Genomic DNA, 21,012 nt, shown 5'->3' on the forward strand with positions numbered 1-21,012 from the left:
GCGCTGTCCGGGTGTGCGCGTCAGTCCGCGGCGTGCACGGTGCAGCGCACCTGATCGCACGACTCGCACACCACGAACTGGGTGCGGCACGAGGGGTCGGGGCAGTTCGCGGTGCGTTTGCTCGCGGCACCGCATCCCGCGCACTCCCCGATCACCGCGGCGTGATCCGAGAAGTCGACGGATCCGCGCTTGTCGAACACGTAGAGCGATCCCTGCCAGAGGCCGTCGTCACCGAACTTCTCGCCGTAGCGCACGATGCCGCCCTCGAGCTGATACACCTCGCCGAAGCCACGCGAGGTCATGAGGCTCGAGAGCACCTCGCAGCGGATGCCGCCGGTGCAGTAGGTGACCACGGGCTTGCCCTTGAGATGGTCGTAGGTGCCCGAGTCGAGCAGCTGCACGAAGTCGCGCGTCGTGTCGGTATCGGGAACCACCGCGCCTCGGAAGCGTCCGATCTCGGCCTCGAGGGAGTTGCGTCCATCGAAGAACACCACGTCGTCGCCGCGCTCCTCGACCAGCTCGTGCAGGGCCTCGGGGGTCAGTCTGGTGCCGCCGCCGACCACTCCCCCCTGGTCGACCCGCAGTTCGCCCGGAGCGCCGAACGACACGATCTCGTCGCGCACCTTGACGCTCAGCCGGGGGAAGTCGAGGCTTCGGCCGTCGGCGTCCACCCCCGTGCCCTCGCTCCACTTGATGTCGGCGTCGGCGAACGGCGCGTACGACCGGAACGATCGCGCCCATTTCTTGAGCACGAGGAGGTCGCCCCCGAGGGTCCCGTTCACACCGTCCTTCGAGATGATCAGTCGGCCCCGGAGCCCGAGCGCCTCGCCGAGATCGCGTTGCCACACCCTGATCGCTTCGGGGTCGGCGAGCGGGGTGAACACGTAGAAGAGGACGATCTTGGGGGTTGCCACCCAGCGATTTTACGCCGGACGGGGTGAGGCCAGCCCGCGGCGCGACTACCGCACGTCTCTTCTGAGGAACGTGACACCCGCGGCGACGAGGATGACCACCAACCAGCCGGTCGCGACCACGACCGCCGCGGAACCGTCGAGGGTGTCTGCCGGCGCGATTCCGACGGCACCGAGGTCGAAGCGCAGCGCCTCGAGCATCGCGAGGAGAGGCATGTACACGGCGCCGGTCTTCCAGAAGAGCGCGACCAGGATGGCCGACCCCATGGATGCCGACACGAGGAAGAGGGCGACGAGGTGCGCCTGCACGAGGATTCCGACGCACATCCCCCAGACCGCGGCCGTGGCTCCGAGTGCCAGCGAGGACCAGACGGACGCCCACTGCACAGGGATGCCACCCCCGGTGACGGTCAGCGCGATGTGGCCGCTCACGACTCCGGCGAGAGCGACGATCGCGCCGCCGAGCGCCGCTGCCGGCAGCCTCACCGCGAGCGTCGCCCCGCGGTGCTGAAGCATCAGCCGCTGGGCGATGACTCCGTCCCGTCGGTCGACGGTGTAGCGGAAGCAGCCGTAGACCGACGCGAGAACAGCGCCGTACATCGCGAGGACGGCGCTGAACGGCGCGGCGAAGGCCTCTCGAGCGGCGGCGCCCGCCGTCACGAGATCCGGGGAGATGCTCGTGACGAGTGACAGTGCCATCGCGATCGATGCCGCCGACACCCAGCAGAGCACGATGTCTCCCGAGAAGCTGTGCGCCTGGGCTCGCAGCGCCCGGCCGATCACGCACGCCTCCCGCGCTCCCGGAGCCAGGCGACCACGACCAACCCGACCGTCCAGGCGAGCCCGAGGCAGAGGGCGGGGACGAAGCCGAGCAGAGTGTGCTGATGTTCGGGGATGCTGAGCGCGGCGAGGACCAGACCCGGTGAGAACTTCGCCACCTCCGGCGCCGATCGCAGCAGCGCGAGCTCGACGACCAGCGGAAGGATCAGCACGATCGCCGCGGTCACGTAGTAGTTCCGAGTGATCCAGCCCACCGCCCCTCCGATGAACGCACCGAGGATCGCGCTCCCCATCGCTCCCGCGTATCCTCGCCATGCTGCCGATGTGAGCTCGAGTGAGAGTCCGTCCTGCATCAGAGCGACCGAGACGCCTATCGTCCAGACCGCGAAGATGACGACGGTCAGGGCGACGGCGACGAGCGCGCCCGCGATGAGTTTGCCGGCGAACGTGCGGGGCGAACCCACCGCGGTGAGCGTCCTGTCCATCGATTGGTAGTAGCACTCGCGGGTCACGCTGTAGGCCGCCACGAACGCAGCGGACACACCGGACCACGCGAGCGGCTCGAGAAGGCGGAGCGAGACCGCGGCCGGATCGATGCCCGTGAAGTCGAGTCCCCGGCCGTCGGAGAACAGCACGAAAGCGGGCATCAGGAGCGCGACCAGGTAGACGGGCACGATGGAGTTCCCGCTCACGGCGCGCAGCAGCTCGCTGCGGACGGCGGCCCTCATGCGGCGGCTCCTTCGACAAGATCGAAGTACTTGCTCTCGAGCGAATCGCCACCGCTCGAGACGAGATCGTGCAGCGGCCCGACGAAGAGAGCGCGCCGTTTGATGACGACGACCTCATCGACCACCTGCTCCAACTCGGGGAGCTGATGGCTGGCGATGAGCACCGTTCCTCCACGTGCCGCGTAGTCGCGGAGGAATCGCCGCAGCCAGCGGATACCGTCCGGGTCCAGGCCGTTCGCGGGTTCGTCGAGGATGAGTGTCCGCGGTGACCCGATCAGGGCCGCAGCCAATCCCAGTCGCTGAGCCATTCCGGTCGAGAACGTCTTCACGCGACGCCGGGCGTCTCCGGTCAGCCCGACCTCGTCGAGCACCTCCTCCGTTCGACCGCGTGGAGCGCCGGCCGCGAGCCGAGAGATCTCCAGGTGGCGCCTGGCCGTGATGCCGCCCTCGAAACCGAACCCGTCCATATGAACGCCGACATGCGCCGCGGGGTTGTCGAGTGCGGAGAACGGCGCGCCGTCGATGAGACTCTCACCGCTCGTCGGCCCGAGCAGCCCGACGATCGCTCGCAGAGTCGTCGATTTGCCCGCTCCGTTCGGCCCCAGGAGTCCCACGATCGAGCCGTACGGCACCGCGAACGACAGATCCTCGACGGCGACCCGATTCCCGTACCTCTTCGTGAGTCCTCTGACCTCGATTGCGTTGTCGTTCATCCTCGTTCCTTTCCTACTTCTCGCCTCGAGCGATCGACAGCGGCGACAGCACGGCACTCGCCCAGATCGTCTGCCACAGGTTCCTCGTCCCGAGCTCGACGCGCGCCTGCCCCGAAGTCTGTACGTCGTCCGTCTCGCCGGAGGCATCCACACCGGCGACGATCACAGCCGGGATCCGAGCCCCGTCGGCGTCGACGGGGAACAGCGCGTCGAGCGGAACCGTCGTCGGCTCCGCCCGCCGTGGACGCACGATCCCCTCGCCCACCGGCATGTTCACGAGAATCCCGTGGGTCATCAGCTCGACGTGTGCGCCGTCAGGAACGTTCGTCCCGACGCTCTCCTCCACGTGCACGAGGACGATCTCGCCGTGGTGTGACGTGAACCCGAACGTCGCCGTCACGGGCACGGAGATCGCTCCTCCTGCGACCGCGATGCCAGAAGCCAGCGCCACGCAGACGACCGTGAAGCGGACCACGGAGACGCCCGCGCGGAGCACGCGGCGCAGTACGCGAGCGACGAACACCAGGCCGACCGTGAGCACCGCGACCTCCAGACACACCACGAGAAGGCCCAGCACCGGTCCGCCTCCGGCGAGCGCGCGGGAGACTCGATCGACCGCGAACAGCACCAGGACCATCGGGGCGATCAGGCTGGCGAGTCCGAACGGCACACTCCACCACGTGTCCAGGCTCTTGCTCCTCCGCGGCCCGCCGAAGAGCAGACGCGTCAGGAGATCGGCACCGTCACGAATGCTCCGTGCTCGGAGGTTCGGTTCGTCCAGAGCGCTCATGAGGGCGATGTAGCCGTCGAACCGCACGAACGGGATCAGGTTGACGACGACGATGCCGGCGCACGACAGCGCGAGCAGCAGCAGGGTCTGATGGATCACCGGCTGACGGGCCACGAGCGCGGCGGTCGCGGCGACTGCGCCGGTGACCGCATGCACCGCAGGTCCGGCCAGAGCGATCGCGACACGGTGACGACGGTCTGGGAGTCGCCACCCGTCGGTCACATCGACGAAGAATGCAGGGGTGAGGTAGAACAGCATGACCCCCGCCCTGCGGGGGCTCCCGCCGAACCTCGTGAGGGTGACCCCGTGGGCGCCCTCGTGGAGCAGCGTCAGAAGAGACAGCACGATGACGAGAGACACCAGCCCGGCGATCGGCGTCGGCTCGGCGAGGACGTCGAGGAGTTCACCCGCCTGGAGCGAGGCCGCCACGAGGCCGAGGGCGAGCAGCACGGCAAGGGGAATCAGAACCGTTCGTCGCGAGAGCGGACCGATCATGCGGTCGACGCTGCCGAACATGGTCGGCGCGCGCAGCGTCGCGAGCTGAAGGGTGAAGGGCGGCCGATAGACCACCCGTCCGCGCGCCGCGCGCGCACCTCCTTCGAGCAGACCGCAGGCGTGAAAGCGCTGGACCAGAGAGACGAAGCCCTCGAAGGGCTCGGATGCCGCGAACCTCCCGTGCAGTTCGTCGAGAGCGGACTCGCCATCCATCGCCCTCAGCAGATCGACGACGGTTCGGGACACCCTCGACGTCGGCACCCCGTGCAGCAGCACGATCCAGGCTGCTTCATCTGTCGACTGCTCGAAGGCGACGCCCGTCGCGAGGCGCGGACGAGCATCCGCGGTGAGCGGAGCTGCATGGCGCGGCCGTCGGAGGCGGAGGACCCTGTTCTCAGTCATGGTCGTCCTTCGTGTGCGACGCCGACGCTCGTGTCGTGGTGAGGAGGAGGATGTCCTCTCCGCGCGACGTCCGAACGGCCGAGATGTCAGGTGCGGTGAAACCTGCCTGCCTGAGCTCCGCCGAGAGGAGCTCATCGCTGAGCAGCCGCAGCCGACTCGTGAAGACGGTCGCGACGCGGCCGTCTTCGATCTCCGAGGCGCGAACCCAGTTGACGACGCGTGCGTCGCCGGCCGCGTCGATCTGCTGGGAGAAGAGGTACGCCTCCTCGCCGTCGGATCCGGGCACGCGGATCTCGCGGTCTCCGGGCATCGCGATCTCCTGGGCGGAGGCCCCGCCCGCCACGGTGAGTGCGAAGACGCCGCCCTCGGAGAGGTGACGGCGCACGTTCTCGTACAGGAGGACTCTGCCCGCGCGATCGAGCAGGGTGATGGACGTGGCGCCGAGGATCACGAGCGCGAAACGCTGCGCCAGCGAGAAGTCGCGCATGTCCGCCACGACGCAGTTCAGCATGGCGCGCGGCGGCGCTGCGCGGCGAAGATGGGCGAGCATGTCGTCGGAGAGGTCGATCGCGGTCACCCGATTCCCCGACCGCAGCAGGGGGATCGTCAGTCTTCCGCTGCCTGCTGCGATGTCGAGGATGGGCCCCCGTGCGCGTCGCGCGAGCGCCAGCACCTCCCGCACTTCGGCACGGTCGGTTCCGACCAGACGCTCGTAGAAATCCGCGCCGGTCCCTGAGTACAGGTCCTGCTCTCTCGGAACAGCACCGGCCTCGCTCAGCCGCGCCTGCATGGAACGGGTCAACAGGTCCGACATCCGGATAACGCCTTTCTTGAGAGTTCGCAGGTGCGGACGCGCTGTGCACGCCCGCACCCTTCGGTCAGGTCGCGATCGCGGCAGCGCCGCCGATGATGGCGATGATGTAGCTCGCGTGCTCCCACCATTCGAGCGGGGCATCGATCTGGTCGAGTTCCAGGAACTCGAGTGACTCTGTCTGCATTTCTCACCTCCTCAAGGGGACCGTGCGCACGTGTTCGCTAGGTGAGCGCGAGGATGCCGATGATCACGCCCAGCGCGAATCCGCGGGTGAAATCGAGTCCGTCATCGAGCGCTTCCATCGCCTCGAGTTCCGTGAACTCGAGAGTCGGTGTCGCAGTCTGCATGTTCACCTCCGTTCGTTTCCTTCGTCAGAGAATGTGGTCAGGTGGCAGCTGCTGCGCCGATGCCGATGAGCACCAGCGCGGCTCCTATGCCCTTGTAGAAGCTCTCCCAACTGAGAGCATCCATCGCATCCAGTTCCTGGAACTCGATACGCCCGGTGTGTGTGGTCTCCATGTCAATCACCCCCTCTGTGCAGATCGTCTGAAGTCGGCGTTCGATGCCGACGCCTCGGGCCCCAGAGGGAATCTCGGAGCAGTTCGCTGAAATCGTCCGCGCGGAGACCGGGAAGCATGGGGAGGCGATCACCCCAGCGTCCTTCGATGGCGATCGCGATGCGGCCCACCTCACCGGTGGTGGGCCTCGGTGGCAGGGTGAGACCCCATCGCCGGATGATCGTGGCGATTCCTGCCGAGGGGTCGAGCGGCAGGGCCGTCCCGTCGGCGATCGGAACCCAGAACCGCTCCAGACTTCCGCGATCTCCCCACCGCGGATCCCCCGAGCAGATGCGGCGCCACACGGCGGCGATGATCGCCGCGCTGGCCACCATCTTTCGGACCCCCAGCACGAAGGCGGTTTCGTTGGCGATGTACCAGTGCCGGGCGCTGTAAGGGTCGTTCCCGCGCAACGCCCCCGCGCGCTGAGTCGCCGCACTCAATCGGGCGATGCGCAGCCGTGCCGCAGCGGACCGCGAGTCCGTGGTGCCCGCGTCGAGCAGCGCCCGTCCGAGAGCGACCGCATCATCTCTCGCCCGCTCACTCTGACGCGAGCTCGTCGACGCGCCCGCCAGACGCAGAAACGCTTCCATGGTCCCTTCTCTGACCGCGGCGGGGCTCAGAGTCATCAGATTGCACGGGTCGATGACCGCGTGGCGCGGCCGCAGCGAGCGGCCGGCGACCAACCGGAATCCGCTCTCGTTCTTGAGGATGCCGACGCTGTTGGTCTCTGACGAGGTGCCGAGCGTCGTCGGGACGGCCACCAGGTCGACGGGCGGCGGAACGTCGGGAATGAAGGTCAGGGCCGACCGCGAGGAGCGCTCGACCACGAAGTCGAACACGCGGTCAGGAGCGAGCGCCAAGGCCGAGAGCTTGCTGGCGTCGAGCACCGTCCCTCCCCCGACGGCGACGATCACGTCGGGCTTGCGACGAACGACCTCCCGAGCGGTTCTCACGACGGTGTCGACGTTCACCGTTCGGGCGTCCATCTCGATCACTCGCGTCGATGCACCGACCGGCAGGGACGAGGAGATCGACGAATCCGCGATCACGACAGCCTCCCGCCCGGAGATGAGACGCGTGACCGTCTGCGACGTGATCCCCTGCCCGTGCCAGAGCGTCGGGACTCGTCCCGTGAACCGCGCGGTCATGACGCCATCTCGCGCGCCTGCCTCAGACCCTCACGGACGGCAGACTCGACGCGCAGCAGCTCACCGGCATCGAAGCCGTATGCGGGGATCAGCTGGATCGCGCTCGGGCCCGGATGCACCAGCACGCCGTTGTGCGCGATGGTCGACACGACCCGGAGAACCTCAGCACCCGAGAGAGTGCCGCCGTCGGCGTCACGGATGCCGAGTCCGACGAAGCATCCTCGCCCCGTGACCTCCGAGACGAGACCCTCCGACGCGAGACTCGACGCCAGACGTGACAGGTCGTCCGCGAGTTCGCGCGTCATTCTCTCCACGTCGATACGGTGCAGCTCGGCGATCACGGCGATGATCGCCGCCGCGCACGCCGGCGTTCCCGCCTGCGTCTCGCCGTGGACGAACGTCCAGCCCCCGCCTGCGAACTCCCCAGCGACGCGGGCGCCCACGAGGAGGGCGGCAGCGCACGTCGCGCCGTTCGTCAGTGCCTTCGAGAGGATGAGGACGTCGGGCGCCGCAGCCCAGCAGTCCGTGGCGAACATCGTTCCCGTGCGGCCGAAGCCCGTCGCGACCTCGTCGGCGACGAGGAGGAAGCCGTGCTTCTCGCGCAGCGCCAGGAGTCGAGAGACGAAGGCATCCGACAGCGCATGCGCGCCGCTGCCGAGAACGGGCTCGACCACGACGGACGCCACCCTGTCTCCCTCTCGTCTCATCAGCGCCTCCAGCTCTTCACCGTCATCGCTGTGCGCGACGTGACGCACCGACCGGCGGTCGACGGAGTAGACGGACTGGAGGAGTTCGTCTCCGCTCAGCGCGTGGCTGCCGTACATCGTGCCGTGGTAGCTGCCCTTCAGACCGACGACGAGCGACCGTGAGGTGCTGCCCCTCTGCCACCAGTACTGTCTGGCGAGCTTCATCGCCGCATCGTTCGCCGCACCTCCCGATGTCGCGAAGACGACCCGGCTGTACCGGAGCGGATCCGCAAGCGCAACGAGCGCTTCGGCCGCCTCCTCGGCATATCGATGGGGCGCGCGGAACAGCGACAGATAAGACGCATCTCGCGTCGCCTTGTCGACAGCCTCGGACACCGCCGGATTGCCGAACCCGAGAGGGACGTTCCACAGTCCGCTCGTGGCGCACAGACGCGTGGACCCGTCCGCGAAGGCGATGGTGTTCCCGGCGGCGCCCACGGCGACGCGATCACGCGTGAAGGTGGCGTCTGCGGGCAGCATCGAGGGCCACAGCGCGTGCGGGACGGTCATCGCGCGCTGTCCGTCACCGGCGACGAGGTTACGCTTCGCGCCCCCGGATGGATGCCGAGCGCAGAGACGGCGTCGCGGCACAGCCGGGTGGCGTGGCTGACATCGAGGCCGCACCTCCGCGCGACCCGTTCGCCGGCGACCTCCACTGCGCTCGAGGTCTGGGTGGCCGCGACCACCACAGCGGTGACCGGCGAGAGCAACCGGCGGCGTAGTGAGACGGTGTCCGCCAGAACGACGCCCTCGGTCATCTCGATCAGGAACGGGTCGTCGTTCCGCGGCTCGGCATCGGCGCCACCGTCTTCGAGAGCGGTCCATCCGAAGCCGGAGATTCGCGCCGCACCGTTGGCCAGCCGGAGCATCTTCATGAGATCGGTCGCGTTGAGGTATCTGCCGATCCAGGGTCGGCTCGTGTAGCCGTCGACCGACATCGCCTGACGCACGGCGCTCCCCAGTTCCAGGTTTCGAGGACGAGGAGCGGTGAACGTCGTCTCCGGGGCGCCCACCCGACCGATGTCTGCGCCGAGCACCCCGAGGCTGACGCGGCCGTGCGCCCCGATTCTGAAGGCGGTCGGGCGCGCGACTCCGAGCGGGTCTGTGAGAGCGCCGCGGTTCACGAGGAGCACTCTCGGATCGAGCAACGCCGTCGGGAAGACCCCTGTCCGGCGAGCGACCTCGGCGTCGTCGACGAAGGCGTGCCAGCCCGGAGCATCGCCGATGCACACCGCTGTCGGCCCCACCATCTGGATGAACTCCGCAGCGATGTAGTCCTGGAGTTCGACGCTGCGATCGCCGATGAACAGCTCATCGCCGATCTCGCTCAGCGCCCCGCTGTACCGCACGACATGCGCGGGTCCTCGGTACGGTTCGCCCGCCGCCGGAAGGAAGAGCACGTCATCGGCACCGAACAGCGCCTGGAGGTCGTCGATCTGAGCGTCCGTCTCGACGGAGAACACCCGCGAGAACTGCTTCTGTTCGCCGGTGATCCACTCTCGGAGCGCTCGAGCATCGCGAAGCTCCGTCTCGGCCTCCGTCGATCCGTTGTGCATGTCTTCCCCCCAGGATGACGTCACTGCGACGTTGGTTCGTCGTCATATGACGCTATAAAGAAGACGCACCGCATGCAATATGTTTCATATGGAATCGCCGAACGCGATGAGAGAACGCCCCGGCGACAGGGGCAGTGTCTGCGGCGCGTCAGGCCAGAGGCGGGCGATCGTTCCGGCAGCGCCAGGTTCCGCGACGGGCCGGTGCCGCGGCATCCGGCGTGGTCACGGACCTCCGACCCGATCGGATAGACTGTTCAGGTTGTTCCCTGGTGACGTGTCCGAGCGGCCGAAGGAGCACGCTTGGAAAGCGTGTGTTGTGCAAGCAACCGCGGGTTCGAATCCCGCCGTCACCGCCAAGAAGCCAGAGGGTCTCCGCGCCAGCGGGGGCCCTCTGGCTTTTTCTCGAGCACCGGAGTCCCGCCGTCACCACGTAGGGCGGACTTCTCGGCGTCGGGCGGATGCTGCGGCAGCATCCTTCCGCCCGACAGGGAGTCGACCGCCCAACGGGGAGCCCAGCGGGGAGCCCAGCGGGGAGCCCCACAGGGGGCCCAACAGGGACAGCCCCCTACGAGAATCGCACTCCGAAGCTCTGTCCGCCGGGCTCGGCCGGCAGCGGATGCATACCCAGTCTCTTGTAGAACAGGGCGGCGCCGGTGTTGTTCGGGTCCATGCCGAGGTGCAGTGCGGGCACCCCGCGTCGGGTGAGCTCGGCGAACAGCGTCTCTATGAGCTGACGTCCGAGGCCCTGCCCCTGCGTCTCCGGCAGAAGGTCGATGTGCAGGTGCGCCGGGTACTCCGTCGCGTGCGGGTTCGTGCCGGGGGCCTGCGCATAGCCGTACTCGATCATCCGCTCTTCGCGCGTCGTCGCGTGAGACGGCCGCGGGTAGCGCTCATGCAGGCCCGGCCACCACTCGTCGCGGAACCAGGTCGCGAACGCATCCGTGTCATCGGTGGCCACGAGATAACCGATCACGCGCTCGTCATCGGTCTCGACGACCCAGGCCAGGTCGGGGTGCCGTTCGGCATAGGGCACCGCGAAGAGGTCGCCCCAGAGCGCGTCGTCCGAGAGTATTCCGGTGGCATCGGCCCCGGCGTCCGCGGTCCTCGTGCAGACCTCGGAGAGAGCAGCACGATCGGACGGGCGGTACGGACGGATGCGTGACACGACGGCTCCTCGGTGAGTGGGGTGTGCCGTCAGCCTACCGGCGCCACCGCAGGGTCATCCCGCGACTTCTTGCTCACCCATGGCAGCAGCCAGGCACCGAGCACGAGCACGACGCCGGCCCCCACCAGAGCGCCGCCGAGCGTGTCGGTGGCCCAGTGGACCGACAGCAGAGTGCGCGAGATCGCCATGGCGAGGACCCAGGCCACCCCGAGAAGCGCCGTCCACACGCGCGGGAAGACGAGCCACAGCACCATCGCGATGGTCGCCGCGTTGGCGGCGTGCCCCGAGGGGAAAGAGCCGAAGTCGCTCGTCACGATCATGTCCTCCGGGCGCGCACGGCCGAAGAGGTTCTTGAGCAACTGCACCGCACCGGCGCTCACCAGGAAGGCCAGGGCAGCGAACACCGCCGCCTGCCAACGCCGGGCGATCAGCAGCGCGATGATCACCAGCAGCGGCACGAGCAGGATCGCCACCCACCCGCCGCCGATGTGATCGAGCAGCAGCGCGAACGACAGCATCCAGTCGGATCGGACGGCTCTGATCGTGTCGTTCCACCAGCTGTCGAATCCCGGCGGCTCGGTGTACCCGAAGACGATCGCCGCTCCGAGGAGCGTCGCCGCAGCGAGCATCCCTATTCCCCACCACAGCAGCGTTCGTCGTCTCATCGGTCTATTCTGCCGGTCGTCAGCTGAAAATCAGGGAGCGAGCATGCCGACGGTGCGCGGCCGCACGATCAGCCAGAGCGAAAGCACGCCGATGACCGCGCATCCGACCATGACGGATGCCATGGTCGTCGCCGTGATCCCGGCTCCCTGCGACACCCATCCGACGATCGGCGAGATGAGTCCCGCCACGCCGAAGTTGGTCGCGCCGATGACCGAGGCGGCGGTTCCCGCAGCCTTGCCGTGGCGGTCGAGCGCGAGCACCTGCACGTTCGGGAACGTGAAGCCGCACGCGGTCATGAAGAAGAACAGCGGAATGACGGTACCCCACAGGCCGAGTCCGAGCTGGTCGGTCACGATGATCGCGGTGCCGGCGATGAGCAGCGCCGCCGTCGAGTAGGCCATGACCCACTGTGGGCCGAACCTCGCCGCGAGTCGCGACGCCGTCTGCACTCCGACGACCACACCGAGCGAGTTCACGGCGAACAGGATGCCGTACTGCTGAGCGTCGAGCCCGTGCGTCTGCTGGAACAGGAAGGGCGAGGCCGAGAGATAGGAGAACAGCCCCGAGAACGTCATGCCGCCGATGATCAGCACACCGATGAAGACACGGTCGGAGAACACCGAACGGTAGCGCTGCAGCACGGTCGCCCCGCCCTTGTCCTGCCGGCGCGCGGCGGGAAGCGTCTCGGGGATGAAGATGAGGGTCGTGATGAGCATGACCACTCCATAGAGGGAGAGCACCACGAAGATGCCCTGCCACGGCATCAGTGTGAGCAGCCACGAGCCGATGAGCGGCGCCACGACGGGCGCGACGCCCGAGACCAGTGCGAGCCTCGACAGCATCACGACCAGACGACGCCCTCCGAAGAGGTCGCGGACGATGGCCATCGCGACCACGCCACCGGCCGCCGCACCGACCCCCATCAGCACGCGGGCGCCGCTGAGGAGCGGAAGAGTGGGAGCCAGCGCGGCCGCCGCACTCGCCAGCACGTGCAGCGCCGTCACGGCGATCAACGGCAGGCGCCGACCGACCTTGTCGCTCAGCGGGCCGACAACCAGCTGGCCGAGGGCGAAGCCGATCATCGTGCCGGTGAGCGTGAGTTGGATCGCGGCCGCCGTCGTGTCGAAGTCGCGCTCGAGCACGGGGAACGCCGGCAGGTACAGGTCGATCGTGAACGGCCCGAGCGCGGTGAGCGCCCCGAGCAGCACGATGTACAGCGCACGGCGGCCGTTCGAGATCGAATCGCCCGGGTGCAGCATGATCGGCGCGGTGGCCGGGTTCGCGCCGAGGGTGCGGATCGCTCCCGTCGACGACGGGATCCGGATGCTGCCGGTGGCCGTGCGCTCGGGGGCGGTGGGGATGGAGTCGGTGCGAGGCGCGTCAGACACAGGTGCTTCCGGGATCGAGGGGAATTTTCGGCTCGAATCGATTCGAGCCGCAGAGGAGTCCATGCTATCGCTCTCCCCCGGCCTCCCGCGCGCGACCCCCGGTGCGGTCCCGGCCCGGTCAGTGCGAGACGGTCGCGAGGCCCCGCTCGAGGTCTGCGATCAGATCGTCGACGTCTTCGATGCCCACCGAGAGACGCACGACGTTCTCGGGCACGGCCAGTTCTGTGCCGCGCACCGACGCGTGGGTCATGTCGGGCGGATACCCGATGAGCGACTCGACGCCGCCGAGCGACTCGGCGAGCTGGAAGAGCTCGGTCGACTCGGCGAACGCCTTCGCGGCAGCTGCCCCGGCGGAGAGCCCGAGCGAGAGCATGCCGCCGAAGCCGCTCATCTGGCGCGCCGCGAGCTCGTGACCCGCGTGCGAGGCGAGCCCCGGGTAGTACACGGTCGCGAACTCGGGGCGCTCCGACGCCCATTCCGCGATCGCCTGCGCGTTCGCCGAATGCTGACGCACGCGCACCGCGAGGGTCTTGATGCCGCGGGTCGTCAGCCACGCGTCGAACGGAGCGGAGACCGCGCCGACCGCGAACTGCTGGAACTTGATCTGCTCGTAGAACCGGTCGTCGCCGAACACGATCGCACCACCCAGCACGTCGGAGTGCCCGCCGAGGTACTTCGTCGTGGAGTGCACCACGAGGTCGGCCCCGAGCGACAGCGGCTGCTGAAGCGCAGGAGAGGCGAAGGTGTTGTCGACCACGGCGATCGCCCCCGCCGCGTGCGCGACCTCTGAGACGAGTGCGATGTCGACGATCTTCAGCAGCGGGTTGCTCGGGGTCTCGATCCAGACGATCTTCGTCTCGGGGCGGATCGCGGCGCGCACGGCGTCGACGTCGGAGAGTTCGACGGTCGAGATCTCGATGCCCCAGGGGCCGAGCACCCGCGCGAAGAGGCGATAGGTGCCACCGTAGACGTCGTTGCCGAGCACGACGTGGTCGCCGGGCTTCAGGATGCCGCGCAGCAGCGCATCCTCCGCGGCGAGACCCGACGCGAACGACAGCGCGTTCGCACCGTTCTCGAGAGCGGCGAGCTGCGTCTCGAGCGACGACCTGGTGGGGTTGCCCGCCCGGTTGTACTCGTAGCCGTCGCGGAATCCGCCGATCCCGTCCTGCACGTGGGTGGATGCCTGGTAGATCGGCGGGATGATCGATCCGGTCGTGGGATCGGGCTCCTGACCTGCGTGGATGGCTCGGGTGGAGAAGGCGTGCTCGGACATGGTCTCAGCCTACGTCGGGCCCCGACCCGGCATCCCTCCCTGTTACGCCCGGCGTCGCCTCAGCGCGAGATGTACGAGAGCAGATCCTGGCGCGTGAGCACCGTATGCGGCTTGCCGCCCTCGGTCACCAGCAGCGCGTCGGCCTCGGCGAGCGCGAGCCGCGCCTGGGCGAGCGATGCGTGGATGCCGATGAGGGGCAACCTCTCCCCCACGTGGTCGCCCACGGCGTCCGTCGGCTTGGCGTCGCCGCGGAAGAGCAGATCGAGCAGCCCCTTCTCGTCGACCGTGCCGACGACCTCGCCCATCATGACCGGCGGCTCGGCGCTGAGGACCACGAGCTGCGACACGTCGAACTCCGTCATCATGCCGATCGCCTCGAGCACCGTGTCCGACGGATGCGCGTGCACGAGATCCGGGATCCCCGCTGCTCCCGTGGGACGCTGCGCCTGTCGAAGAGAACGCGTCTCGAGCACGTCGGCGACCGTCTCTCCGTCTTCGATGTCGCTGAACCCGTAGGACCGCATCCACCCGTCGTTGAAGATCTTGCTCAGATAGCCGCGTCCGCCATCGGGAAGGAGCACCACCATCACGGCGTCCGCCGGAAGATCGCGGGCGACGCGCAGAGCACCGACCACGGCCATGCCGCTGGAGCCGCCGACGAGGATCCCCTCTTCGCGCGCGAGTCGTCGAGTCATCGCGAACGCCTCGGCATCGCTGACCGCCACGATCTCATGCGGCACGCTCGGGTCGTAGGATCCGGGCCAGATGTCCTCGCCGACGCCCTCAACCAGATACGGGCGTCCGGTGCCGCCGCTGTAGACGCTGCCCTCGGGGTCGATGCCGACGATGCGCACGCGCTCCTGCGAGACCTCGCGCAGGAACCGCCCCGTGCCGGTGATGGTTCCGCCGGTGCCGACTCCGGCGACGAAGTGCGTCACCTGCCCGTCGGTGTCACGCCAGATCTCGGGGCCCGTCGTCTCGTAGTGACTGCGGGGGCCGTTCGGGTTCTCGTACTGGTTCGGCTTGAAAGCGCCGGGGATCTCACGCGCCAGGCGGTCGCTCACGCTGTAGTACGACTCGGGGCTGTCGGCGGCGACCGACGTCGGCGTCACGATCACCTCGGCGCCGTATGCCCGCAGCACGTCGATCTTGTCGTCGCCGACCTTGTCGGGCACCACGAAGATGCAGTCGTAACCACGCTGCTGGGCGACCAGCGCGAGACCGACGCCGGTGTTGCCGCTCGTGGGCTCGACGATCGTGCCGCCGGGTCGCAGATCGCCGGCGGCCTCGGCCGCGTCGATGATCCGCGAGGCGATGCGGTCCTTCGACGAGCCGCCCGGGTTGAGGTACTCGAGCTTGACGAGCACCGTGCACGCGACGCCCTCGGTGACGTGCCGGAGCTTCACGAGGGGCGTGTCGCCGACGAGGTCGACGATCGATTCTGCGTACTTCATGGTCACAGCGTACGTGCACGGATGCCGCGGCCGGGGCTGTGTGTCGCCCGACCGCGGCATCCGGTGCCGTGTCTGCGGGGTCACCCACCCCGCCGACACCGTTATCCCTTCGTCGACCCCGCGAGCAGCCCTCGCACGAAGTAGCGCTGCAGTGAGAAGAAGACGATCAGCGGGACGATGATCGACACGAACGCGCCTGCGGTGAGCAGATACCAGCCCTCGCCGCGTCCGGTGATCTCGGCGAGCACCTTCGTGATCGGCGAGGCTGCTCCGTCGGCGAAGACCAGGGCCACGAGCAGGTCGTTCCAGACCCACAGGAACTGGAAGATCGCGACCGACGCGATCGCCGGCATCGTCAGCGGCAGCACGATCCGGAAGAAGATCTGCCCGCGGGACGCGCCGTCGACGCGAGCCGCCTCGATGATCTCGCCGGGGATCTCGGACATGAAGTTGTGCAGCAGGTAGATCGCCAGCGGCAGCGCGAACATGGTGTGGGCGATCCACACCTGCGCGTAACCGCCCGAGACGTCGAGCCCCTGCGTCACCTGGACGCCGAACAGGTTGATGCCGCGGGAGAACGACGACAGCAGCGGCACGAGGGCCATCTGGATCGGCACGATCTGCAGCGCGAACACGAAGATGAACAGCGCGTTGCGGCCCTTGAAGTCAATCCACGAGAACGCGTACGCGGCCATCGCCGCGATCATCAACGGGATGAGCGTGGCGGGGATCGTGATCACGATCGAGTTGAAGAACGATTCCAGGATCGTCAGCTGCGTGGTGCCCGACTGCAGCACGGCCACGTAGTTGTCGATGGTGAGCTGCGGGTTGGTGAAGACCGTCCACCAGCCGCTGGTCTCGATCGCATCCCTCTCGCGGAACGACGAGATGAAGAGTCCGAGCGTCGGAATCGTCCACAGCACGGCGATGACGATCGAGGCGACCGTCGCCCACGGGCGGCTCAGGCGCTTGCGCGCCCGCCCGGCCGAGGCTTCGAAGCGTCCGGCGGTCGTGATCGCCCTCGTGCTCTGTCCGGTGTCTGAGTTCACGGTGTCGGTCATCGGATCTCCCGCTGCTTCTTGATCTGGCGCGCGTTGTAGATGACGATCGGGAGCACCAGGATGAACAGGATGACGGAGAGCGCAGCGCTGCGTCCCGCCTCGAACTTGGTGAACTGCGTGTACATCTCGTTCGCGAGCACCGAGGTGCCGTAGTTTCCACCGGTCATCGTGCGCACGATGTCGAAGACCTTCAGCGAGGCGATCGAGATCGTGGTGAGCACGACGATCAGCGCCGGCCTGATCGACGGGATCGTGACGGAACGGAAACGCTCCCAGGCGTTCGCACCGTCGAGTTCGGCCGCCTCGAGGAGCTCGGTGGGAACTCCCTTGATCGACGCCGAGAGCACGACCATCGCGAAACCGGTCTGGACCCAGATCAGCACGACGATGAGCGCGAGGTTGTTCCACGGCCCGTTGAGCAGGAACTGCTGCGGCTCACCGCCGAACCAGACCAGGATCTGGTTGAGCAGACCGATCTGCTCGAACTCGGGACCGCGGTAGGCGTAGACGAACCGCCAGATGATGCTCGCACCGACGAACGAGATCGCCATCGGCATGAAGACCAGGAGCTTGTAGATCTTCTCGCCGCGCGTCTTGTCGATGAAGACCGCATACGCCAGACCGACGATGGTCGACAGCGTCGGGACCAGCAGCACCCACACGATCGTGTTCACGACCGAGGTGACGCCGTCGGACTGAGTGAAGATCCAGAGATAGTTCGAGAGGCCGACGAAGTCGGTGCCGGAGGAGTTCCAGAACGACGCGTACACGGTCTGGATGGACGGCAGGATCAGCCCCGCGAGCAGCAGCAGCATGGCCGGAGCCATGAAGGCGATGAGCTGGATCAGGTACCCGGCCCCGTCGCGGGAGCGGTAGTCGAGGAAGAAGAAGAGCGCACCGACGGCGACTGCGACTCCCATGGCCCAGTAGTAGGAGTTGAAGAACCACATCACCGCGAACGGGATGAGCAGGCACATCGCCAAGCGGATGCCTGTGTAGAGCGCACCTCGACGAGGGGCGATGTCGACGAGAAGCAGGATGACGACGACGACCACCGCGAATGCGATGACCACCGCGAGAGCCTGGGCGATCGGGGGCAGAGACCCGATCCATTGGAAGAACACAGTCGCGTTCATGGATTCCCCTTCATGAGACGGAGCTGATCGGCGGTCCCTGCGACGACGCACGGACCGCGAGGGAGAAGGTGGGCCGCCCCGAGGGGCGGCCCACCTCATCCGATCAGCTGGACGGCCAGCCGGTCTCGATCTGGGTCAGGACCTCATCGGTCGAGGTTCCGTTGATCCACGCGACCATTCCCTTCCAGAAGGTTCCCGAGCCGACGGCGCCGGGCATCTGGTCGGAACCGTCGAAGCGGAACGTGACCGAGTCGTCCTGCAGCAGCTTGATCGACTCCTGCAGGATCGGGTTCTCGACGGCCTCGATGTCGACGCCCTTGTTCGCGGAGGTCACGCCACCGAGTGCCAGACGGCTGTCAGCCCACTCGGGGCTCGACAGGTACTCCAGCACCTTCTGGGTCGCCTCGTCGTCGCTGAACGCTCCGACGATCTCGCCACCACCCGTGATGAACGTCTCGTCCTCGCTCTGGCTCGGAAGCAGGAACGCCCACACGTCGCCGTCCTCGGCGATGTTGGTGTCTTCGGGGAAGAAGCCCGACAGGAACGACGCCTGGTGCGTCAGCGCGCACTCGCCGCTCGCGACCGCGGGGGCCACATCGCCGAATGCCGTGGAGTTGACCGAGCGCACGTCGCCGAAGCCGCCGTTGACGTAGGCCGGGTTGAGCAGGATCTCACCGGTGGCGTCGAACGCCTCCTTGATCTGCGGGTCGGTGAACGGGATCTCGTTCTTGACCCACTGGTCGTAGACGTCGGCGCCCGCGTTGCGGAGCACGAGATCCTCGATCCAGTCGGTGCCGGGCCAGCCGGTCGCGACGCCCGACTCGAAGCCGGCGCACCAGGGAGCCTTGCCGCTCTTCTCCTGGATGGTCTGCGTCAGCGTGAGCAGCTCGTCCCAGCTCGTGGGCTCTTCGACGCCCCACTCGGCGAACTTCGTCGGCGAATACCAGACCCAGCCCTTGACGCTGGCCATGAGCGGCGCGCCGTAGAACTCGTCCTCGTACGTGCCGAAGTCGACCCATCCCTGAGTCCAGTACTCCTTGGCGTTGGCCTCGACGGCGTCGGGCGCCGGCTTCAGGAAGTCGCGTGCCGCGTAGTCCGCGAACAGACCCGGCTGCGGGAAGATCGCGATGTCGGGCGGGTTGCCGCCCTGTGCGCGGGTGCCGAGCTGAGTCTCGAAGTCCTGGCTGCCCTCGTACTTGATGGTGATGTCGTTCTCCTTCTCGAAGTCCGCCCAGGACTCTGCGAGAAGTTCTGCTTCTCCTTCGACGATCGTGCCGTAGATCGTGACGGTGTTGTCGCCGCCGCCGCCATCTCCCCCGCCGTCCGTGCCGCCCGGAGCTCCACAGCCGGCGAGCGCGATACCCGCGACTCCCAGCAGAGCGATCGGCGCGTAACGCCGGGAACGCTGTGACAGACCCATGTGAATTCTCCTCTTCGAGTTTTGCGATTCCCAATCGATGCCGCGCCGCCCCTCGGCACGGAATCGGGAACCGATTCCAGGACAACCTATCGGGGTCTGCGTCGCAGGCACAATAAGCGATGGTCACAAGCTCGCAACCATTCCACACACGCTTCGGTCGGGCCGTGGGAGCGCTCCCTCGCCCCCGGACTGGAACCGGTTCCCTTCTCGTGGCCGAGAGGCTACGCTGACATCGGCGCGACCGAGTGGGACCGGCGCGTGAGGGTACTGGTCGAGGAGGACCGATGAGCACGATCGCCGATGTCGCAGCGCGTGCGGGCGTATCGAAGGCCACGGCGAGCCGCGCGCTCAGCGGACGAGGCTACGTCTCGGAAGACACGCGCAAGCGCGTCTCGGATGCGGCCGGCGAACTCGCGTACGTCGCACACTCCTCCGCCACCAGCCTCGCGACAGGTCGCACGCAGACCGTCGGCGTGATCATGCCGCCGGTCGACCGGTGGTTCTTCTCGGAGCTGCTCGCCGGGATCCAGGAGTCGCTGTTCGCCTTCGACTACGAGCTCGCCCTCTACGGCATCCGCGAGGGCACTGAGACCCGCGAGCGGCTGTTCGACACGGTGCTGCCGGGGCGGCGATTCGACGGGATCATCGCGGTCGGCATCCAGCCCAGCGCTCAGGAGCTCGAGCGACTGCACCGCTCTGAACGGCCGCTCGTGAGCGTCGGGCCCTACAGCGAGGGATCCAGCGCGGTGTCGATCGATGACATCGCCGCAGCCCGCATCGCCACCGAGCATCTGATCGAGCTCGGCCACACCGACATCGCCTTCGTCGGCGGTTCCACGGATCCCGACGAGCTCAGCTTCGGCGATGCGCAGCGCGTCGAGGGATATCTCGAGGCTCTCGCCGCGGCGGGGCTCGAGGCGGTCGCGCGGATCGCGGACTCACGCCCGACGATGCCCGGCGGCTACGCCGCGGCCGTCGAGCTCCTCGGCGATCGCAGAGGGCGCCCCACGGCCCTCGTCGGCGTCTGCGACGAGGCGGCCATCGGCGCGATGATCGCCGCCCGCCGACTCGGGATCGCCGTTCCCACCGAGCTCAGCATCGTCGGCGTCGACGACCACCAGCACGCCGAGATGTTCGCACTCACGACCATCCGGCAGTCACCGCGCGAACAGGGGCACGAGGCGGTGCGCCTGCTGCGGCAGCAGATCGACCACCCGGATTCCCCGCGCGAGCGCACCGTGACGGCATCCTCGCTGGTCGTCCGAAGCTCCACGGCCGGGCGGCGCTGACCGCAGCTTCTCTCGAGCACAGCCCCCGGACGCACGAAAGCCCCGGGCGGACCCGGGGCTTTCGTGAAGCGTTCAGACGCTTCCAGGGCGAGGCATCATGCCGCGACCTGGAACGGATTACTTGAGGGTAACCGTGGCGCCTGCCTCTTCGAGGGCAGCCTTTGCCTTCTCGGCTGCTTCCTTGTTCGCGCCCTCGAGCACGGCCTTGGGAGCACCGTCGACGACGGCCTTGGCCTCGCCGAGACCGAGCGAGGTGAGCTCGCGGACGGTCTTGATGACCTGGATCTTCTTGTCGCCGGCAGCCTCGAGGATGACGTCGAAGGAGTCCTTCTCCTCAACCTCTTCAGCAGCGCCGCCGCCTGCGCCTGCAACGGCGACGGGGGCAGCAGCGGTGACCTCGAACTTCTCCTCGAACGCCTTGACGAAGTCGTTGAGCTCGACGAGGGTCAGGCCTGCGAACTGCTCGAGCAGCTCCTCAGTGGTGAGCTTAGCCATGATGTATCTCCTAGATAGATGG

22 protein-coding genes and 1 tRNA gene are annotated in these 21,012 nt (G+C 67.8%); 2 read left to right on the forward strand and 21 right to left on the reverse strand.

The window, feature by feature from the left end; all coding sequences use genetic code 11:
- Positions 1–20: 20 nt before the first annotated feature.
- The 12 genes from trhO to mpaB form a co-directional block, all read right to left on the reverse strand.
- Complete coding sequence (gene trhO / locus AC3WS6_RS15310) at positions 21–914, reverse strand: oxygen-dependent tRNA uridine(34) hydroxylase TrhO (RefSeq protein WP_492501883.1); 894 nt, start codon at positions 912–914, stop codon at positions 21–23.
- A 45-nt stretch (positions 915–959) separates the two neighbouring features.
- Positions 960–1,694, reverse strand: a complete 735-nt coding sequence (locus AC3WS6_RS15315; RefSeq protein WP_492501884.1) for a hypothetical protein — start codon at positions 1,692–1,694, stop codon at positions 960–962.
- Positions 1,691–2,419 carry an ABC transporter permease gene (locus AC3WS6_RS15320; protein WP_492501885.1) on the reverse strand — a complete coding sequence of 243 codons (729 nt, stop codon included), beginning with the start codon at positions 2,417–2,419 and terminating at the stop codon, positions 1,691–1,693. The genes AC3WS6_RS15315 and AC3WS6_RS15320 overlap by 4 nt, the downstream gene beginning before the upstream one ends.
- Positions 2,416–3,132, reverse strand: a complete 717-nt coding sequence (locus AC3WS6_RS15325) for an ATP-binding cassette domain-containing protein (protein WP_492501886.1) — start codon at positions 3,130–3,132, stop codon at positions 2,416–2,418. The genes AC3WS6_RS15320 and AC3WS6_RS15325 overlap by 4 nt, the downstream gene beginning before the upstream one ends.
- A gap of 13 nt (positions 3,133–3,145) precedes the next feature.
- Positions 3,146–4,819: a daptide biosynthesis intramembrane metalloprotease gene (gene mpaP / locus AC3WS6_RS15330; RefSeq protein ID WP_492501887.1), complete on the reverse strand. Its 1,674-nt coding sequence runs from the start codon at positions 4,817–4,819 to the stop codon at positions 3,146–3,148.
- Complete coding sequence (gene mpaM / locus AC3WS6_RS15335; RefSeq protein ID WP_492501888.1) at positions 4,812–5,633, reverse strand: daptide-type RiPP biosynthesis methyltransferase; 822 nt, start codon at positions 5,631–5,633, stop codon at positions 4,812–4,814. Before mpaM ends, mpaP begins: the two co-directional genes overlap by 8 nt.
- A 64-nt stretch (positions 5,634–5,697) precedes the next feature.
- Positions 5,698–5,817 (reverse strand): MpaA3 family daptide-type RiPP, encoded by a 120-nt coding sequence (gene mpaA3, locus AC3WS6_RS15340; RefSeq protein ID WP_328823983.1) that lies wholly within the window; start codon positions 5,815–5,817, stop codon positions 5,698–5,700.
- A gap of 37 nt (positions 5,818–5,854) precedes the next feature.
- Positions 5,855–5,980, reverse strand: a complete 126-nt coding sequence (gene mpaA2 / locus AC3WS6_RS15345; RefSeq protein ID WP_492501889.1) for an MpaA2 family daptide-type RiPP — start codon at positions 5,978–5,980, stop codon at positions 5,855–5,857.
- Between the two features lie 37 nt (positions 5,981–6,017).
- The gene (gene mpaA1, locus AC3WS6_RS15350; RefSeq protein WP_492501890.1) at positions 6,018–6,152 is read right to left on the reverse strand and encodes an MpaA1 family daptide-type RiPP; all 135 of its coding nucleotides are present in this window, start codon (positions 6,150–6,152) and stop codon (positions 6,018–6,020) included.
- 1 nt (position 6,153) lies between these two features.
- On the reverse strand, positions 6,154–7,341 hold the full coding sequence (mpaC, locus tag AC3WS6_RS15355) for a daptide-type RiPP biosynthesis dehydogenase (protein ID WP_492501891.1): 1,188 nt from the start codon (positions 7,339–7,341) through the stop codon (positions 6,154–6,156).
- Entirely contained in the window at positions 7,338–8,597 is a 1,260-nt protein-coding gene (gene mpaD, locus AC3WS6_RS15360) for a daptide-type RiPP biosynthesis aminotransferase (protein ID WP_492501892.1), read from the reverse strand. Before mpaD ends, mpaC begins: the two co-directional genes overlap by 4 nt.
- The gene (gene mpaB, locus AC3WS6_RS15365) at positions 8,594–9,643 is read right to left on the reverse strand and encodes a daptide biosynthesis RiPP recognition protein (protein WP_492501893.1); all 1,050 of its coding nucleotides are present in this window, start codon (positions 9,641–9,643) and stop codon (positions 8,594–8,596) included. The genes mpaD and mpaB overlap by 4 nt, the downstream gene beginning before the upstream one ends.
- A 268-nt stretch (positions 9,644–9,911) precedes the next feature.
- Between mpaB and AC3WS6_RS15370 the strand changes: the two genes are divergently transcribed.
- Positions 9,912–9,999, forward strand: a tRNA-Ser gene (locus tag AC3WS6_RS15370).
- Between the two features lie 209 nt (positions 10,000–10,208).
- Here the strand turns inward: AC3WS6_RS15370 and AC3WS6_RS15375 are convergent.
- The 8 genes from AC3WS6_RS15375 to AC3WS6_RS15410 form a co-directional block, all read right to left on the reverse strand.
- Entirely contained in the window at positions 10,209–10,808 is a 600-nt protein-coding gene (locus AC3WS6_RS15375) for a GNAT family N-acetyltransferase (protein WP_492501894.1), read from the reverse strand.
- 29 nt (positions 10,809–10,837) lie between these two features.
- Complete coding sequence (locus AC3WS6_RS15380; RefSeq protein ID WP_492501895.1) at positions 10,838–11,473, reverse strand: phosphatase PAP2 family protein; 636 nt, start codon at positions 11,471–11,473, stop codon at positions 10,838–10,840.
- Positions 11,474–11,503: 30 nt separating this feature from the next.
- Positions 11,504–12,862 (reverse strand): multidrug effflux MFS transporter, encoded by a 1,359-nt coding sequence (locus tag AC3WS6_RS15385; RefSeq protein WP_492501896.1) that lies wholly within the window; start codon positions 12,860–12,862, stop codon positions 11,504–11,506.
- Positions 12,863–12,980: 118 nt separating this feature from the next.
- Positions 12,981–14,135 carry a cystathionine gamma-synthase gene (locus AC3WS6_RS15390; protein ID WP_492501897.1) on the reverse strand — a complete coding sequence of 385 codons (1,155 nt, stop codon included), beginning with the start codon at positions 14,133–14,135 and terminating at the stop codon, positions 12,981–12,983.
- Positions 14,136–14,194: 59 nt separating this feature from the next.
- Positions 14,195–15,589 carry a cystathionine beta-synthase gene (locus tag AC3WS6_RS15395; RefSeq protein WP_492501898.1) on the reverse strand — a complete coding sequence of 465 codons (1,395 nt, stop codon included), beginning with the start codon at positions 15,587–15,589 and terminating at the stop codon, positions 14,195–14,197.
- 101 nt (positions 15,590–15,690) lie between these two features.
- Entirely contained in the window at positions 15,691–16,650 is a 960-nt protein-coding gene (locus AC3WS6_RS15400; protein ID WP_201471327.1) for a carbohydrate ABC transporter permease, read from the reverse strand.
- On the reverse strand, positions 16,647–17,786 hold the full coding sequence (locus AC3WS6_RS15405; RefSeq protein WP_492501899.1) for a carbohydrate ABC transporter permease: 1,140 nt from the start codon (positions 17,784–17,786) through the stop codon (positions 16,647–16,649). The genes AC3WS6_RS15400 and AC3WS6_RS15405 overlap by 4 nt, the downstream gene beginning before the upstream one ends.
- 103 nt (positions 17,787–17,889) lie before the next feature.
- The gene (locus AC3WS6_RS15410) at positions 17,890–19,206 is read right to left on the reverse strand and encodes an ABC transporter substrate-binding protein (RefSeq protein ID WP_201471325.1); all 1,317 of its coding nucleotides are present in this window, start codon (positions 19,204–19,206) and stop codon (positions 17,890–17,892) included.
- A gap of 284 nt (positions 19,207–19,490) precedes the next feature.
- Here AC3WS6_RS15410 and AC3WS6_RS15415 point away from each other — a divergent pair, with 284 nt between their 5' ends.
- Positions 19,491–20,495: a LacI family DNA-binding transcriptional regulator gene (locus AC3WS6_RS15415; protein ID WP_492501900.1), complete on the forward strand. Its 1,005-nt coding sequence runs from the start codon at positions 19,491–19,493 to the stop codon at positions 20,493–20,495.
- A 117-nt stretch (positions 20,496–20,612) separates the two neighbouring features.
- On the opposite strand, the gene rplL is transcribed toward AC3WS6_RS15415, so the two are convergent.
- The gene (gene rplL / locus AC3WS6_RS15420; RefSeq protein ID WP_042539579.1) at positions 20,613–20,990 is read right to left on the reverse strand and encodes a 50S ribosomal protein L7/L12; all 378 of its coding nucleotides are present in this window, start codon (positions 20,988–20,990) and stop codon (positions 20,613–20,615) included.
- Positions 20,991–21,012 lie beyond the last annotated feature (22 nt).

The sequence above is a fragment of the Microbacterium sp. EB106-03-03-XG65 genome (assembly GCF_058791955.1).